This window comes from Actinomadura alba (assembly GCF_014323705.1).
GTDB classification, from domain to species: Bacteria; Actinomycetota; Actinomycetes; order Streptosporangiales; family Streptosporangiaceae; genus Actinomadura_C; species Actinomadura_C alba.
Map to the genome: position 1 here is coordinate 1 of NZ_JABVEC010000016.1, position 14,502 is coordinate 14,502.

General features: G+C 69.0%; 12 protein-coding genes. 6 read left to right on the plus strand and 6 right to left on the minus strand.

Annotated elements, in window-relative coordinates; all coding sequences use genetic code 11:
- Positions 1–99: 99 nt before the first annotated feature.
- Entirely contained in the window at positions 100–3,357 is a 3,258-nt protein-coding gene (locus HKK74_RS20925) for an NACHT domain-containing protein (protein ID WP_187244965.1), read from the plus strand.
- A 47-nt stretch (positions 3,358–3,404) separates the two neighbouring features.
- Here HKK74_RS20925 and HKK74_RS20930 read toward each other — a convergent pair whose 3' ends face one another.
- From HKK74_RS20930 to HKK74_RS20940, 3 genes are all read right to left on the minus strand, one after another.
- Positions 3,405–4,352, minus strand: a complete 948-nt coding sequence (locus HKK74_RS20930) for a CU044_5270 family protein (RefSeq protein WP_187244966.1) — start codon at positions 4,350–4,352, stop codon at positions 3,405–3,407.
- On the minus strand, positions 4,345–4,917 hold the full coding sequence (locus tag HKK74_RS20935) for an RNA polymerase sigma factor (RefSeq protein WP_187244967.1): 573 nt from the start codon (positions 4,915–4,917) through the stop codon (positions 4,345–4,347). The genes HKK74_RS20930 and HKK74_RS20935 overlap by 8 nt, the downstream gene beginning before the upstream one ends.
- Positions 4,918–5,029: 112 nt before the next feature.
- Entirely contained in the window at positions 5,030–5,557 is a 528-nt protein-coding gene (locus HKK74_RS20940; protein ID WP_187244968.1) for a hypothetical protein, read from the minus strand.
- A gap of 322 nt (positions 5,558–5,879) precedes the next feature.
- Between HKK74_RS20940 and HKK74_RS20945 the strand changes: the two genes are divergently transcribed.
- Together HKK74_RS20945 and HKK74_RS20950 are read left to right on the plus strand one after the other, a co-directional pair.
- Positions 5,880–6,407 (plus strand): pyridoxamine 5'-phosphate oxidase family protein, encoded by a 528-nt coding sequence (locus HKK74_RS20945; protein ID WP_187244969.1) that lies wholly within the window; start codon positions 5,880–5,882, stop codon positions 6,405–6,407.
- 50 nt (positions 6,408–6,457) lie between these two features.
- Complete coding sequence (locus tag HKK74_RS20950; RefSeq protein ID WP_312881649.1) at positions 6,458–8,908, plus strand: excinuclease ABC subunit UvrA; 2,451 nt, start codon at positions 6,458–6,460, stop codon at positions 8,906–8,908.
- A gap of 43 nt (positions 8,909–8,951) precedes the next feature.
- On the opposite strand, the gene HKK74_RS20955 is transcribed toward HKK74_RS20950, so the two are convergent.
- Both HKK74_RS20955 and HKK74_RS20960 read right to left on the minus strand, forming a co-directional pair.
- Complete coding sequence (locus tag HKK74_RS20955) at positions 8,952–9,659, minus strand: permease prefix domain 1-containing protein (RefSeq protein WP_187244970.1); 708 nt, start codon at positions 9,657–9,659, stop codon at positions 8,952–8,954.
- Positions 9,656–9,997, minus strand: coding sequence for a helix-turn-helix transcriptional regulator (locus HKK74_RS20960; RefSeq protein ID WP_187244971.1), 342 nt, complete (start codon positions 9,995–9,997; stop codon positions 9,656–9,658). Before HKK74_RS20960 ends, HKK74_RS20955 begins: the two co-directional genes overlap by 4 nt.
- Before the next feature lie 87 nt (positions 9,998–10,084).
- On the opposite strand from HKK74_RS20960, the gene HKK74_RS20965 reads away from it, so the two are divergent.
- The 3 genes from HKK74_RS20965 (at position 10,085) to HKK74_RS41940 (ending at position 11,526) form a co-directional block, all read left to right on the plus strand.
- The gene (locus tag HKK74_RS20965; protein WP_187244972.1) at positions 10,085–10,573 is read left to right on the plus strand and encodes a hypothetical protein; all 489 of its coding nucleotides are present in this window, start codon (positions 10,085–10,087) and stop codon (positions 10,571–10,573) included.
- A 4-nt stretch (positions 10,574–10,577) separates the two neighbouring features.
- Positions 10,578–10,880, plus strand: coding sequence for a hypothetical protein (locus HKK74_RS20970; RefSeq protein ID WP_187244973.1), 303 nt, complete (start codon positions 10,578–10,580; stop codon positions 10,878–10,880).
- Positions 10,881–11,157: 277 nt separating this feature from the next.
- Positions 11,158–11,526, plus strand: coding sequence for a Scr1 family TA system antitoxin-like transcriptional regulator (locus HKK74_RS41940; RefSeq protein WP_222722553.1), 369 nt, complete (start codon positions 11,158–11,160; stop codon positions 11,524–11,526).
- On the opposite strand, the gene HKK74_RS20980 is transcribed toward HKK74_RS41940, so the two are convergent.
- A complete protein-coding gene (locus HKK74_RS20980; protein ID WP_222722554.1) occupies positions 11,510–14,260 on the minus strand; it encodes a glycosyl hydrolase family 95 catalytic domain-containing protein in 2,751 nt (916 codons plus the stop codon). The two genes, HKK74_RS41940 and HKK74_RS20980, sit on opposite strands and share 17 nt — an antisense overlap.
- Between the last annotated feature and the right edge of the window lie 242 nt (positions 14,261–14,502).

Consider the following 14,502-nt stretch of genomic DNA (forward strand, 5'->3'; position numbering starts at 1 on the left):
CCTTGCCGGTCTCTTTGTCCGCCACATGCCGCGCAGAAACGATCTCCGGCTGCGCAGGGCCGATACTGCGGATCAACGCCTACGTGGCAGGAGATCTCGATGGCTGACATTCTCCTCGGGCTCGGCGCCGCAGTGATCAAGACTGCTGCCCGGCTCTGGTTGAAGGACCATGAGTTCGCCGCGGAGACGAGCGGCTCGGTGATCGACGCGATCACCGGCAGGGCCGCGGGTGTGCGTGAGCGCCGGCGCGCGCAACGGCTGTTCGAGGATCTCGAGGAGATGGTCGCCGATCGCCTCCTGACCGTGCTGGAGCACGAGTTCACCGGGCTGGCCGAGAACGAGCGCAATGCCGCCGTGCTGGCCGTCACCGACGCCTTCGACCGGGCCCCGCTCACCGACCAGGACCTGTTCGCCGCGGACCTCGACGCGTTGTTCCTGGAGCGCCACGTGCGGGCGGGCAGCCCGGGCGCCACCCGCGACCTCGGCCACCAGGCCGCCGGGCTCTACGACCGGGTGCTCGCCGAATGCTGTGCGTACGTGCTGGAGGTGACGGTCGGGCTGCCCGCGTTCGGGAAGGGCGCCCTCGTGGAGATCCTGCGCCGCGAGACCGAGATCCTCACCGGCATCCGCGACCTGCTCGACCGTATCCCGAAGGTCGACGCCGCCGACCCCGACACCGTCTTCCTCGCCACGTACCGGCGCCAGGTCGCCACCGCGCTCGACCGGCTGGAGCTCTTCGGCGTGACGGTCTCGCCGTCCGTACGCCGCTATCCGCTCAGCGTCGCCTACATCAGCCTGGACGTGCGCGGAGAGGGCCTGCGGCAGACGATGTCGGCGGCCCTCGGCGGGCTGGGCCGGATCGGCGAGGTCCACGCGCGGCTGGACGCGTCGGCCAGTACGTGGCGGGTGCACGAGGTGCTCGGCGCCACGTCACGGCTGCTGTTGCGCGGCGACGCCGGGTCGGGAAAGACCACGCTGCTGCAGTGGCTGGCGGTACGGTCGGCGCGCGGCGACTTCGGCGACCAGCTGTCCGGCCTGGTCGGGCTCGTGCCGTTCTTCCTGCCGTTGCGCCGCTACTCCGGTGCCGAACTGCCCGCGCCCGAGCAGTTCCTCAGCCAGGTGGGTCGGCACATCGCCGACGACATGCCGAGGGGCTGGGTCCATCGGCTGCTCCGGGCCGGGCGGGCGCTGGTGCTGGTGGACGGCATCGACGAGCTGCCCGAGACCGAGCGCGAGGCGGCCCGCGGCTGGCTGCGGGAGCTGGTCCTCGCCTTTCCGCAGGCGCGGTACGTCGTCACGTCGCGGCCGGCCGCCGTCACCGGGGACTGGCTGGACCACGAGGGGTTCGATTCCGCGGAGCTACAGCCGATGTCCTGGTCGGACGTGAGGGCGTTCACCCGGCACTGGCACGCGGCGATGCGCAGCCAGACCACCGACGAGGAGGAGCGGGCCCGGCTGCACGGGTACGAGGCGGAGCTGCTGGAGACGGTGCACGCCCGGCGGCACCTGCGCGAACTGGCCACCAACCCCCTGCTCTGCGCCCTGCTGTGCGCGCTGCACCTCGACCGGCGGATGCAGTTGCCCCAGGATCGAATGGAGCTGTACGCGGTGGCGCTGGAGCTGTTGCTCGAGCGCCGCGAGAGCGAGCGCCGGATGAGCGACCTCGGCCCGGCGCTGTCCCGTACGGACAAGAGCCTGATTCTGCAGAACCTGGCGTACTGGCTGATCCGCAACGGCCTGAGCGACGCCCGCTGCGAACTCGTCGTCCGGCAGATCGAGCAGAGTCTCGCCCTGATGCCGCGCATCTCCGCCGGCGCCGAGAAGGTGTTCGGTCATCTGCTGAACCGCAGTGGGCTGATCCGCGAGGCGGTCACCGGCCGGGTCGACTTCGTGCACGGGACATTCCAGGAGTACCTCGCTGCGCGGGCCGCGATCGAGGCCGAAGACATCGGCATGCTGATCGAGCACGCCCAGGACGACCAGTGGCGCGAGGTCATCGTGATGGCCGCCGGCCACGCCCAGCCGCGCCAGCGAACCGAGCTGCTGCGCGGGCTGCTCGCCCGTGCCAACCGGGACACCTCCGTGCGCCGGGCGCTGCTCGTTCTCGTGGTCGCCTGCCAGGAGACCTGTCCGCAGCTCGACCCGCGGCTGCAGGAGGAGATCCAGCGGGTCACCCGCGACCTGCTGCCGCCGCGCAGCATGGCCGACGCGAAGGCGCTCGCCGTGGCCGGCGAGTTCGTCCTCGACCTGCTGGCCGACCGGCCGCCGCGCGGTGTGCGGCAGGCCGCGGCCACGGTGCGCGCGGCGGCCGGGATCGGCGGCGACCGGGCGCTGAAGGTGATGGCCGGCTGCGCCCGGTACGACGACCCGCGCGTGCACGAGGAGCTGATGCGGGCGTGGCCGCGGTTCGACCCGGCCGAGTTCGCGCACACCGTGCTGCGGCCGTCACCGCACGCCGTCCGGATCAGGGAGATCAACGACGTGTCGCTGATGGCCGGGCTGGCCGAGCTCGAGGATCTTGAGGATCTCGCCTACCGGCTGCCGACGGGGTACGGCGATCTGAGCTTCACCGAACGGATGCCCAAGCTCTCCGGGCTGTGGGTGTACGAGGACCCGGCGTTGCACGACCTCACGCCGCTGTCGTCGAGCACGTCGCTGGATTATCTGCGGCTGGCCAACGTGGGCCGGATCTCGCTCGAACCGCTGGCCGACACGGTGAACCTGCGCAGCCTGTGCCTCGACGACACCCGGGGCGTCGATCTCACGCCGCTGCGCGACTGCGCCGGGATCAAGCAGCTCCTGCTCGGCCACCTCGAGGACGCCGCCCTGCTGGAGGAGTCGCTGCCGCCCACCGTGCTGTCCTCTCTGATCATCGGGCACTGCGCGACCCTCACCGACCTGCGCGGACTGCGCCGGTTCGAACGACTCGGCCGGCTGGCCGCGCTGCACCTCAACTCCTGCCCGCTGACCGGCCTGGCGGGCATCGAGTGGTGGGCCGAGACGCTGTCGGACCTGTCCCTGCGCGGCGCATCTGAGCTCACCGACCTGCGGCCGCTGCGGACCATGACCCGGCTCACCTGCCTGGACCTGTCCGAGACCGGCGTGAGCGATCTCGGTCCACTGCGGGACCTGCCGAACCTGACCACCGTGGACCTGCGCGACTTCCGGCGGCCGCCGGATCTGCGGCCGCTCGGCGACCTGGCCGAGCTCCGACACCTCTGCCTGGCGGGCAGCGGAGAGGTCGACCTGAGCCCGCTCGCCGGCAAGCCCGACCTCGAAGTGCACCTCGCCCGTCGGCAACGGGTCCGGGGCGCCGAGCTGCTGGGACCCGGTAGCAAAATCGTCCGCGACTGGTGACCCAGGCCGACCCCAGATCCAAGATCAAGATCCCGGCACGATCACCCTCAACCGGGGCGGGGATGGTACCTCCGTGGGGGCGGGACGACCTTGTCGGGAATTTCGTCCGTCCACTCGCCCATGTACGTGTTGGTCCCCGACGACTCCCTCTTTCCGAAGTTGGTGAAGTTCTCGATGCTGACCCTCGTCGTCTTCGGGTCGACGATCATTTGTATCCCCACTTGTCCGGGTCCGGGTCCGGACATGTACACCAGGACCTGCCCCTCCTTCACTGCACCCACCCTCTTGATGCTCGGGAGCGAGGCGAGCGCGCGGAAGGCGGCGGCGCGGACCTTCTGCTGGACCGGCAGGTAGTACAGCATTTCGTTCAGAACGTGGACGAGGTTGACCTCGAGAGTGCTCGGCTCGTACTTGAAGGGCGGATCCCCCTTGCTGCGCCGTGACTTCATAGCGTTGAGGATCCACGTTTTCAGCGCAGCCGGGTCGGTCGGCAGATTCTGGAGTTGATTGGAGCTCATACCGGTGAGCGAAAAGGTGGTCACCTGCCACCGTGCGAGTTTGCTCACCTCGCCAGGCTTCACGCTCACCCACCCCAGGCCGTCACGCCGGAACCACATCTCAGTCTTGCGCCTCCCCCCTATAGAAGGCCCGTGCGTCATCGTGACGTGCCAGTAGGTTCCAGAGCCCTCCGGTACGGACTCCGCGGTGGCGGCCGCCGCGAGCAGTACCTGCCGGGCGGACGGCTGGGCCACGGCAGGCGGGCCGTTCGGCGTACCGGTGGGCCCGATCACGTTCGAGATCACCAGCGCGACCGTGGTGGCGGCCGCGGCCAGGCCGAGACCGGCCACCGTCCAGCCGGTCCTTCGCCCGCCGCTCCTCTGCCTGCGGGCCGGACCGCGCATCCTGTTCCGGAGCCGGTTCCGGCTGCGGTCGGCGACCTCTGGGGACGGCTCGGGCTGTGCCAGCATGGTCCTCAGCAACTTCAGGTCATCCATCGAACGCCTCCGGGTCGATCGCCTTGGTGAGTTTCCTGCGGGCCCGGGTGAGGCGGGAGCCCACCGTCCCCTGGGAGATCCCGAGCGCCTGGGCCACCTCGTCGTAGCTCAGCTCGGCCAGCGCCACGAGCAGGACGACATCGCGCTCCCCTTGAGAGAGCGCGGCGAGGGCCCTGGTGAGCTGTGGCCTCATGCGCTGCGCCGCCACCGACGTGATCACCTGATTCTCGTGACTGCCGGCTGCCGGCTCGCCTGCCGTACGGGCCATCGCCCGGTACCGGCGGGCCTCCTTGCGCCGGTGCCGGGCCACCATGTTCGTGGCGATGCCGAAGAGCCAGGACCGCAGGCTGCCCCGTGCCGGGTCGAACCGGTCACGCTGACCGAACGCCATCAGGAACGTCTCGGCGGCGATGTCCTCGGCCACCTGCACGTCCAGCCGCCCGGCCACGTACAGATAGATCTCGCGGAAATACCGGTCGTGGACGGCGGTGAACTGCTCGGCATCCCGCCGGAACCGGGTGACCAGCTGGGCGTCGGTCGCCTGCTCGCCCACGTCGGCGGTCACGTCTCTGTCTCCGTCATGCGGGCGCCTCCCAAATCTGGTCCAAGGTCACCCATCATTCGCCGGAGGCCCACATCGTCTTCCCACCGCGATGCGACCCGGCCACCGTGACGAACTACCCCTTGGACCGGATGTGCCGCTGGACCGCCACAGCCGGCACGGTGAACAGGAGCGCGGCCAACAGGAAGAATCCAAAGGAGCTCTCCATCACCAAGCCGGTGAAGCCGACGGTCATGGACAGCAGCCAGATGGCGATGAACAGGTAGAACCGCCGGCTCCAGTAGACGCGCCGCGACGGGACGGGCGGCAGCACGTCGAGCGGCGCGATTCCCGCCGCCTTGGGGCGCTTGAAGTACCTGAAGCGCATCCAGGTTCCGCACGGCTCCCAGCCTTCGGCGGCAAGCCCGACGGCCGGCTCGCGTCCGCCGCCGACGGCCACCGTCTCACGGCGGTACTCCCAGCGCTGCGCCCCCGAGATGGGGCGATGGCTGACGAACCGGGCGAGACGATCGACCCGCTCGATCTCCCAGCCCTGGTCGCCGAACCGATCGAGCCAGTGCAGCTCCGCGAAGGCATCGGAGTTCCATTTCCAGGTCTGCGTGAGGGGGGCGGTGCCCGCGTGGCCGGCGGCGTCGGTGGTCATCGATCTCAGCTCCTTGACGAGTACGAGCGCTTCCTGAACTACCTAAACGCTAATGCAATCTAGTCAGCAATACAACCTACATCGCCAAGGCGACTCGGTCAGCCGGGCCGCCGGGCCGCCTACTGCGCCCGCCGCCGCACGGGCGAGGAGTAGGTGAACCGTCGTCACCGTGTGTGGCGTCCGGCCAGGCGGCCCGGTGGCGCCCGCAAGACGGATGAAGAAACATGACACAAGAGGTCAGGTTTTGGGTCGAGCATGGTTTCACCGGTCGGCGTCGATGGTGGACGTGGACCGGGGCCCCAACGGATAGATAAGGACCTCCATGCGCGAAACGCCAGAAGATCTCAAAGAGCTCCAGGCCCTCCTTGACGCCTCGCTCTCCCGCTCCACCTCGCACCTCCGCTCAATCATCAACACCGAGAGCACACTGACCGCAGAGCAGCTCACCCAGGTCCTCACCGGGATGTGCACCCTGGCCCTGTCCACCGTGACGGCGAAGGGTGAACCGCGGATCAGCGGCGTGGACGGGCACTTCCTGCACGGAAAGTGGCACTTCGGCACGGCGCGCGGCGCCGCCAAGGCGCGCCACCTCGCGGCGCGGCCCGCCGTCAGCGCCGCGCATCTGCGCGGTGAGGACCTGGGCGTGTTCACGCACGGCATGGTGGAGATCCTCAACCCCCAGGACGGCGAGCCGGCCGCAGACTGGCCGGACCTGCTCGCGTACTTCAAGGACTTCTACGGCGAGGACTTCTTCGACTGGGACAACGACGTGGTCTACTACCGGCTGCATCCGCACTGGATGACCGTCAACGCCCCCGGCATCGCAAAGCTCACTGCGGCATCCCAGTGACCGCATTCGTACGGGACGTCGCGAGTATGGGGCGCGAGACCATTGACGTGGTGGGGGCTCGTACCAACAATCTGCGGGACGTGTCCGTGAGCATCCCCAAGGGGCAGCTCATCGCCTTCACCGGAGTGAGCGGCAGCGGCAAGACCTCGCTGGCCATCGACACCCTGCACAACGAGGCCCAACTGCGGTATCTGGAGGGGCTTTCGCCGTTCGTACGGCAGTACATCACCCAGCGCAATCGGCCGAAGGTCGACCGCATCCTGGGACTCGGCGCGACGCTCGCGGTCGACCAGCGCCGCCTGAACCGTAACCCCCGCTCCACGGTCGCGACGATCACCGGCATCGACGGGCACCTGGGGCTGCTGTACTCGCGCCTTCCGGGGATCGGCGCGGACCCGGCGGCGGAGAGTGGGGACGGGCATCTGACGACCGCTCACTTCGACCGCAATACGCCGGAAGGGAGCTGTGCGGACTGCCACGGGGTGGGCGGGCGCTGGCAGGCGCAGGAGGACCTGGTCATCACCCACCCGGCGCTTCCGCTCTTCGAGGGGGCCTCGCCCTGGTACGCGAAGTGGCGGTCGGGGGAGCACGCGTTCGTACCGGCGCTTGCCGAGAAGCGGGGCGTGGACCTCGGCCGGCCGTGGCAGTCGCTGCCTGAGGAGTTCCGTCACTGCGTGCTGTACGGCACGGGTGACGAGAAGATCGAGGCGACCATCGACATGACGAACAAGAATGAGACGGCCCTGGTGACCTACACCTCGACCCAGCCGCTGCGTGGCGCGCTCGCCGAGGTGGAGCGGGTGTTCGTGAACGCCCAGACGTCCAGCGCCAAGCAGCGCTACCTGCCGTACATGCGCAAGCAGCCCTGCGGCACCTGCGGCGGCAGCGGGTACGACCGGGTGGCCCGGTCCGTGCGGCTCGGCGGGCTGGCGTACCCGGACCTGATCGAGGTGGAAGTACGGGAGGTGCGCAGCTGGGCGAAGCGCGTGGCGGACGACCTGGGCGCCCGGCAGCGCGAGGTGGGTGAGCCGCTGCTGCAGGATCTGGGGCGGAGGCTTGGAATTCTTGGCCGGCTCGGTCTGGACCACCTCCAGCTGTCTCGGAGCGCGGCGACGCTTTCCGGGGGTGAGTTGCAGCGGACTCGGCTCGCCGCGCAGCTCAGCACCGAGCTGAGCGGCATCATCTTCGTCCTGGACGAGCCCGGGACCGGGCTGCATCCGGCGGACAAGGCGCACCTGCTCGACATCGCCCTGGAGCTGCGCGAGGCCGGCAACACGGTGCTCCTCGTCGAACACGACCCTGAGCTGATCGCCCGGGCCGACTGGGTGATCGATATGGGGCCCGGCGCTGGCCGCCTCGGCGGTGAGGTTCTAGTGTCGGGGCCTCCCGCCGACGCGGCCGCCCACCCGAAGTCGCTGACCGGGCGCTATCTGGCCGGTGAGGGGCCGCGGCTGCGCCGGACCCGCCGCCCGGCCGGGGATGACACCGGCTGGGTGGAGCTGCACGGCCTGCGTGCGCACAACGTGACCGCGGACCTGGTGCGTTTCCCCGCCGGTCGGCTCACCTGCCTGACCGGGGTGAGCGGCAGCGGCAAGAGCAGCCTGCTCGGCGCGCTCGGGGCGAGTGTGGAGGCCGCCCTGAACGGGACGGCGACCGACACGGTGCGGGAGGTGACCGGCCTCGAGGGGTTCAGCTGGGTCGCCGTCGTCGATCAGGAACCGCTCGGGCGGACGCCGCGGTCCAACCCGGCTACGTACAGCAAGGCGTTCGACATTGTCCGCAAGCTGTTCGCCGAAACCGACGTGGCGCGCGGGCGCGGGGTCAATGCCTCCTGGTTCAGCTTCAACACCGCGGGTGGCGGCCGCTGCGAGACCTGCACCGGTTATGGCCGCAAGCTGGTCGACATGCACTTTCTGCCGGACGTGTGGGTGGTCTGCGACGCGTGCGAGGGTCGGCGCTACAAGCCGGAGGCTTTGGAAATCAGGTACCAGGGGTTGGCCATCGATCAGGTGCTGGAGCTGACCGTCGCCGAGGCCGTGGAGCAATTCTCCGAGCCCCGGCAGCTCGCGGAGACCCTGGGAGCCTTGAACCAGGTCGGGCTTGGCTATCTCCAACTCGGCCAGAGCGCCACAGAGTTGTCCGGCGGCGAGGCGCAGCGCCTGAAGCTGGCGTCCGCGATCCAGCGCGGTGCTGCGAGCCGCAAGGCCGGCCTCGTCGTTCTCGATGAGCCCGTCTCGGGCCTGCACCCGTCTGACATCCAGCGTGTGGTGGATGCGCTCGATGTGTTGCTCGACTCGGGCAACACCGTCGTCGTGGCCGAACATGACATCCCCGTCGCCGCGTCCGCGGACTGGGTGATCGATCTGGGGCCGGGAGCCGGTCCGGACGGGGGTGCGGTGGTCGCGGAGGGCACCCCGGACGCCGTCGCGACGGCAGACACCCCGACCGCCGGTTTCTTCCGGCGGTACGCGGCGGGCCTGCCGCTCCTGGAGGTGCGGTAAGGCGCGCGCTGCTGAGGGCCGGGGCGCGTCAGGTACGAGCGCCTCAGGACGCGTCGACCGGGTGACCGGGCGACGATGGCGTCCCGATCGGCAGACGGGCACACCGGCGGCAGGCGCGGGCCGAGGCCGCCACCACGGCGTGCGACCCGACCGTCAGGGCACCGGCGAGCGTGACGAGTGGCCAGCTCGTGGCCAGAGGCGAGGTCGCGGCGAGCGCCAGCGTGGTGATCACTATGGCCACGCTGGCGGCGGTACCGGTCCAGGCGACGACGAGGGGAAGCCGGTGCGGTGTGCGCAGCCGGCGGGCGAGGGTACCGGTGGCGGCCAGTGCCACCGTGGCGAACAGCGCGGCGACGGCCGCGACGCCGGCGAGGTGGACGGCGACCAACTGGGCCGCGTCCGCCGGCCACCGGCCCTGGCCGTGGTCGGCCGTCCAGATCAGATACCAGCAGGCGATCAGAAACGGGGCGGTGAGGACGAGGGCTCGGGCGGTGTGGCGAGTCTGGGCGATGGTGAGTTCCCGCTGGCAGCTCGGTGCGAGTTCGTCCGGGCTCCCGAACTCTCGCACCGCTTCGCGGACGGCGCCCTGATGGGACATCCCTTCGCGGGTATGCGCCGCGACCGTGTCGACGAGGCCGTCGCGCATCTCCTCGATCAGCCGGGCCTTGGCTCGGGCCGGACCGTGCAGGGCGGCCGCCAGGGACGCGACATAGTCATCGATGGCGTCGGCGCGGTGGTCGAGCGTGCTCACGTGGCCGGCCGGGGCGCTGGGGCGGGGTCCAGGACGGAGCCGATCGCGGTGGTGAACTCGCGCCACGCCGTCCGCTCGGCGGCCAGGCCGCGCCGTCCCGCGTCGGTGAGCTCATAGCAACGCCGCCGCCGCTCGCCGACCGACTGCCAGCTGCTGCGGAGCAGCCCGAGCCGCTCCAGCCGGTTCAGGGCGGGATAGATCGTGCCTGTGCGCAGCTCCAGCACGCCCTCGCTGCGCCGCTGGACGGCGGCGATGATCGCGTAGCCGTGCAGCGGGCCCGGCTCGAGCACGGCCAGCAGCAACCCGTCCAGGTGTCCCCGCACCGCGTCCGCCCGCATAAGTAGACAGCCTACAGATAGATGCTGTAGGCATTCTACGTATTGGCAGCCAACGTATATCGCGTTGGCGTCGACCAGGAGGTTTCAGTGACCAAGGTGCTGCTGTCCGTGCACGTCATCGCCGCGATCCTGGCGATCGGCCCGATCGCCGTGGCGGCCTCGCTGTTCCCCCGCTACGCGCGCCGGCCGCTGCCCGACGGCGACGATGCGGGCGAGCAGACCGCCGGGGTCGCCGCGTTCCTGCACCGGATCTGCCGCGGGTACGCCGTGGGAATCGTCGTCCCGGTTTTCGGCTTCGGGACCGGTGCGCAGCTCGGCGTCCTCACCGACCCCTGGCTGATCGCGTCGATCATCTTGACGGCGATGGCCGCGGCCGTCCTCGTACTGGCGATCCTGCCGGGTCAGCGGCACCTGCTCGCGTCGATCTCGGGCCGAACCTCAGAAAGCGGGACCTCAGACGGGTCGCCGCGCTCCATGGAGACCCGTCTGGCCGCCCTCACCGGCGTCTTCAACATCCTGTGGACGATCGTCGTCGTGCTCATGATCGTGCGTCCCGGCTCCACCACCGGAGTGTGACCCCGTGCGCTCCCTCCGGATCGCCGGCGGCGTCGAGGCCGCCTCCCTCGCGGTCCTGCTGGTCAACCTGTTCACCGTGCACGCGCAGGTCATCACGTCGCTCGGTGGTCCGCTGCACGGCACGGCTTATCTCGTCGTCATCGCGATCACACTGCTGACCCCGGCCGCCGCCTCAACTGGCGCCCGAGCGCTCGCCCTCGTCCCGGGCATCGGCGGGCTGCTGGCCCTGCGGCGGATCCGCCGACATACGCGACGGTGCGCTCGCGGCCCGGCGCGTTCCGGCACATCACCACGCACAACTGCATGATCACGGCAGAAAGTCTTCCGCCGTGATCATGCAGTTGTGCGCGTCCCACCCGAGCCCGGCACCTGGGACGGCGCGGACCAGACCTCCTGCGGGGGCGGGCCGAGTCTCGGCGTCGATCATTCGCGGCAGGCCCACATCGCCTTTCCACGCGACAGCTGCATGATCACGGCGGAGCATCTTCTGTCGTGATCATGCAGTTGTTCGCGCTCTCACCCCGACCGGCAAGGCCGTCTGGTTCGAACTCGCCGCCTGACCGGGCGTCCCTGACGCGACCGGCATGTACGCCAGGACCGTCATGCGTGCGGGTTCACTGACTCGCACGAGAGAGGCGATCGAAGACCGCCTGTCCACGCGGATGCTGCGGCAGCGGATTCTGGCCGGGGAGACGCCGCCGAGGGTGTGGGTCGTATTGCACGAAGCGGCTGTGAAACAGCCGATCGGCCTCACGGACCCGCGCTGGTCTTCTCCCGGACGGCTTGGCACGCCTTCACGACGCGCTTCAGCACGGAGTCTCCGACGACGCCGCGATAACGCCGAGAGCGCGGCCCGGCGGGACGTCCGCCGGACCGCGCTCCTCGATATCACCACCCGGTATCGCTCTGCTCGGTATCGCTCTCCTCAGTGCGGCATCAGGTCAGGATGTTGAGCGCGTCGACGATCGCGACCGACGTCGTCCTGCTCACGATCCGGATCGTGTGCGAGCCGCTGGGCAGGCCGGTCCTGCGGTAGACCACCTGCTGGGCCTGTCTCGGTCCGCTCACGTACAGATTGACGTTGGCCTGGAAGGCCCCGTCGAGGTAGACGTCGACGTTGCCCATGTCGCCGTTGCGCTCGGAGAAGTACTCGATCCCGGTACCCGTGAACGTGTACTGCGCGACCGCGCCGTTGGTCGTCGTGTGGTGGGTGTCGTCGTTGTAGTCGCCGTAGCCGCGGTTGGTGGTCTGGTACCAGTTGGCGTCGTACGTCAGCGCAGTGTCGTTGACCATGCCGCTCGTGGTCCGGCCGATGCCCAGGGTCGACGCGGTGTTGCGCAGCGACTTGACGTCCTGGTTCGCATTGCCGGTGAGCTGCGTCGAGGTGTACCCGCTGAACGGCTTGGCGGTCCGCTCCACGATGTAGACCGTGTTCGCGGCCGTGCCGAACGAGATCTCACCGCTCGACCCGGAAGCCACGATCGCGTTGTCGGACGCGCGGCGAACCTGGATCTGCTGGGTGCCCCAGGGGTTCACGACCCTGGCCTGGTTGCCGTACAGGCTCTTCAGCCCGACGTACTTGATCTCGCCGGCCTCGCGCTCCGAACTGACCAGGAAGCCGTCCTTGGCCAGCAACGTGAACTTGCCCACGAAGCTGGAGTCGGACGGCACGGCCGGGAACACCCGGATCTTGTCGTTGTAGCTCTGCATCAGGGCCTCGTTCATCACCGACAGGTGCACGCCGAGGTACTCGAAGACGCCGTTCGTGTTGTTGGTCAGCGCGTTCGGATAGTTCTGGTACTTCTGCAGCATCGTGCGCATGCCCTGGAACGCCTGGTCGCCGAGGCCGAGGCGGGCGGCCTGGATCGCGTCGGGGGCCCAGACGTTGCCGTACGGGAAGGGCCGCTGATTCCAGGTGTTCACCGCGGTCTGGTGGTCGGGGGCGCCGATCCCGGTGAGGTTGTACGGCCAGATCAGCTCACTCGCCACGTTCTCGTTGTTCCTGGTCTGCGCGATCGGCGGCTGGTGCGGCAGGTAGGCGCCGTTGGCGGTCGGGTACGGGACGAGGTTGTCGAGGACGGTCTGCCACTGGCCGCGCAAACCGGCGTCTTGGCCGAGCGTCTGGCTCACCTGGATGGCGAGCGGGAACAGGCTGCGGACGGAGGCCAGATCGGTGATGGCGTTCGGGACGTTCCAGTACGTCTCGTGCGCGTTCGAGCTGGCCATGTAGTACTTGCCCGCGCTGTCGCGCGAGAGCTTGGCCGCGTAGAACTTCACCGCCTCGCGCATGTACGGGTACGCCGTATTGCGCAGGTAGTTCACATCGTTCGTGTACCGGTACTGCAGGTACATGTTGAAGGCGGCCTCGGTGGCCGTGGACAACGTGTTCTTGGTGTAGTCGCTGTTGATCGTTCCCCGGGCGTTGCCGTCCCAGCCCATGGTCTCGGGCACCCACAGCCCGTCGATGCCGTACCGGGTCTGGGTATAGGCCTTCAGCGCGTTGTAGTTCCGGCTGTAGAGGTTGTTGAAGACACTGATCAGGTCGACGTGGTTGGACGCGAGGAACGAGTTGTAGACGTCCCGTTGGTTCCAGTACCAGTACCCGTTGCTCCACTTCGTCTGGTCACCGGTGGCGCGAAAGACCCCGTTGATGAAGTGGAACGGGTAGTTGCCCCGGCCGCCCGCGGCGATCATGTAGGTGGCCAGGTAGTAGACGTTCTCGAGGTAGTCGGCGTCACCGGCGCCGTTGGAGTACTGGACGAACGACTTCTGCCAGAAGGCGTGCCACCAGTTCTTGTAGTCGTTGAGCGTGGTGTTGTATCCGGTGCCCTTCACCGCGGCGAGCTGGTTGCGCGCCTGCGCGACCGAGTCGCGGTTCGGCGCGTTGACCCTGCCGGCCGCCGTGAACCAGATCGTGTAGCTCGACGACGGCGTGATGTTCAGCCGCACCTTGGTGCCGTTGACGACCTGGGTGCTGTAGCCCGCGCCCTCGACCGTCGCGGCGAGGGTGTAGCCGAAGCCGTTCGCGTCGGCCTGCCCGCGGCTGAGACCCGCGCCGGAGGAGTCGGCGTACGTGGAGACCGTCCGCCAGGTGTTGATGTCCGGAACGTCCGCGACGTTGCCCACGGAGCTGGGATCCCAGAGGCTCAGGTCGAGGGCCACGCTTGACACGTTGCTCCGGGTGTCGTCGACGTGGATGCCCATGACCTCGGAGTTCGGCGACCCCATGATCGTCACCGTGCGGTTGCCGTCGTATTTCGTGGTCAACACCCCGTCGTACAGCGACAGCCTCTGCTGGTACGTGGAGTATCCGGTGTCCATCCCGGGGTTCGAGTAGAGATTGACCAGGCCGGCCGCGAACGCCGACTGCTGGGACAGGTCGGCCCCGGAGACCTGCATGGTGAGGCCGTTCTGGTTCCAGACCATGGCACCGGTGCGCCCGTTGCCGACGGTGAGCCCGTAGTCGGGGTTGGTGTTGGGCCGGTTGTAGACGACGTCGTGCTTGGACAGGTACCTGGCGTAGTCGACGTTCAACGCACCGGTCGAGCGGTTGAACGCCGCGTCGGTGGTGGACGCGGACGCCGGGGAGAGGACCGCCGGGCTGATCAGCCCGGCGGTGAGTGTGAGGACGAACGCCAGGCGCGAAAGCCCGGCCAATCGGATCTTGGGCAATGTTCTGATGGTCACGCGGCAATCCCGTCTCTGCTCATGAGACCGCACGGGCCGGACGGAGCCCGTCCGGGACATCGATCGATCGTGGCGGGGGTGGAAGGCGCCGATCTCCGGTGCGCGGGCAAGACATCGGATGACCTGCCCATGAGAACGCCGAAGCCGAGCGCCGTCTTACGTTCGCATCTCTGTCGCGCCGAGCAGCTCCACGCGGGCTGCCGACCGGATCTGCACCTCCTCGTCATCGTCCATTGCGAGGA

Excerpts from the sequence above, each read along its gene's own strand:
- HKK74_RS20925 (WP_187244965.1), top strand. The coding sequence starts at position 100 with ATGGCTGACATTCTCCTCGGGCTCGGCGCCGCAGTGATCAAGACTGCT.
- HKK74_RS20930 (WP_187244966.1), bottom strand. The coding sequence starts at position 4,352 with ATGGATGACCTGAAGTTGCTGAGGACCATGCTGGCACAGCCCGAGCCG.
- HKK74_RS20940 (WP_187244968.1), bottom strand. The coding sequence starts at position 5,557 with ATGACCACCGACGCCGCCGGCCACGCGGGCACCGCCCCCCTCACGCAG.
- HKK74_RS20945 (WP_187244969.1), top strand. The coding sequence starts at position 5,880 with ATGCGCGAAACGCCAGAAGATCTCAAAGAGCTCCAGGCCCTCCTTGAC.
- HKK74_RS20960 (WP_187244971.1), bottom strand. The coding sequence starts at position 9,997 with ATGCGGGCGGACGCGGTGCGGGGACACCTGGACGGGTTGCTGCTGGCC.
- HKK74_RS41940 (WP_222722553.1), top strand. The coding sequence starts at position 11,158 with ATGTACGCCAGGACCGTCATGCGTGCGGGTTCACTGACTCGCACGAGA.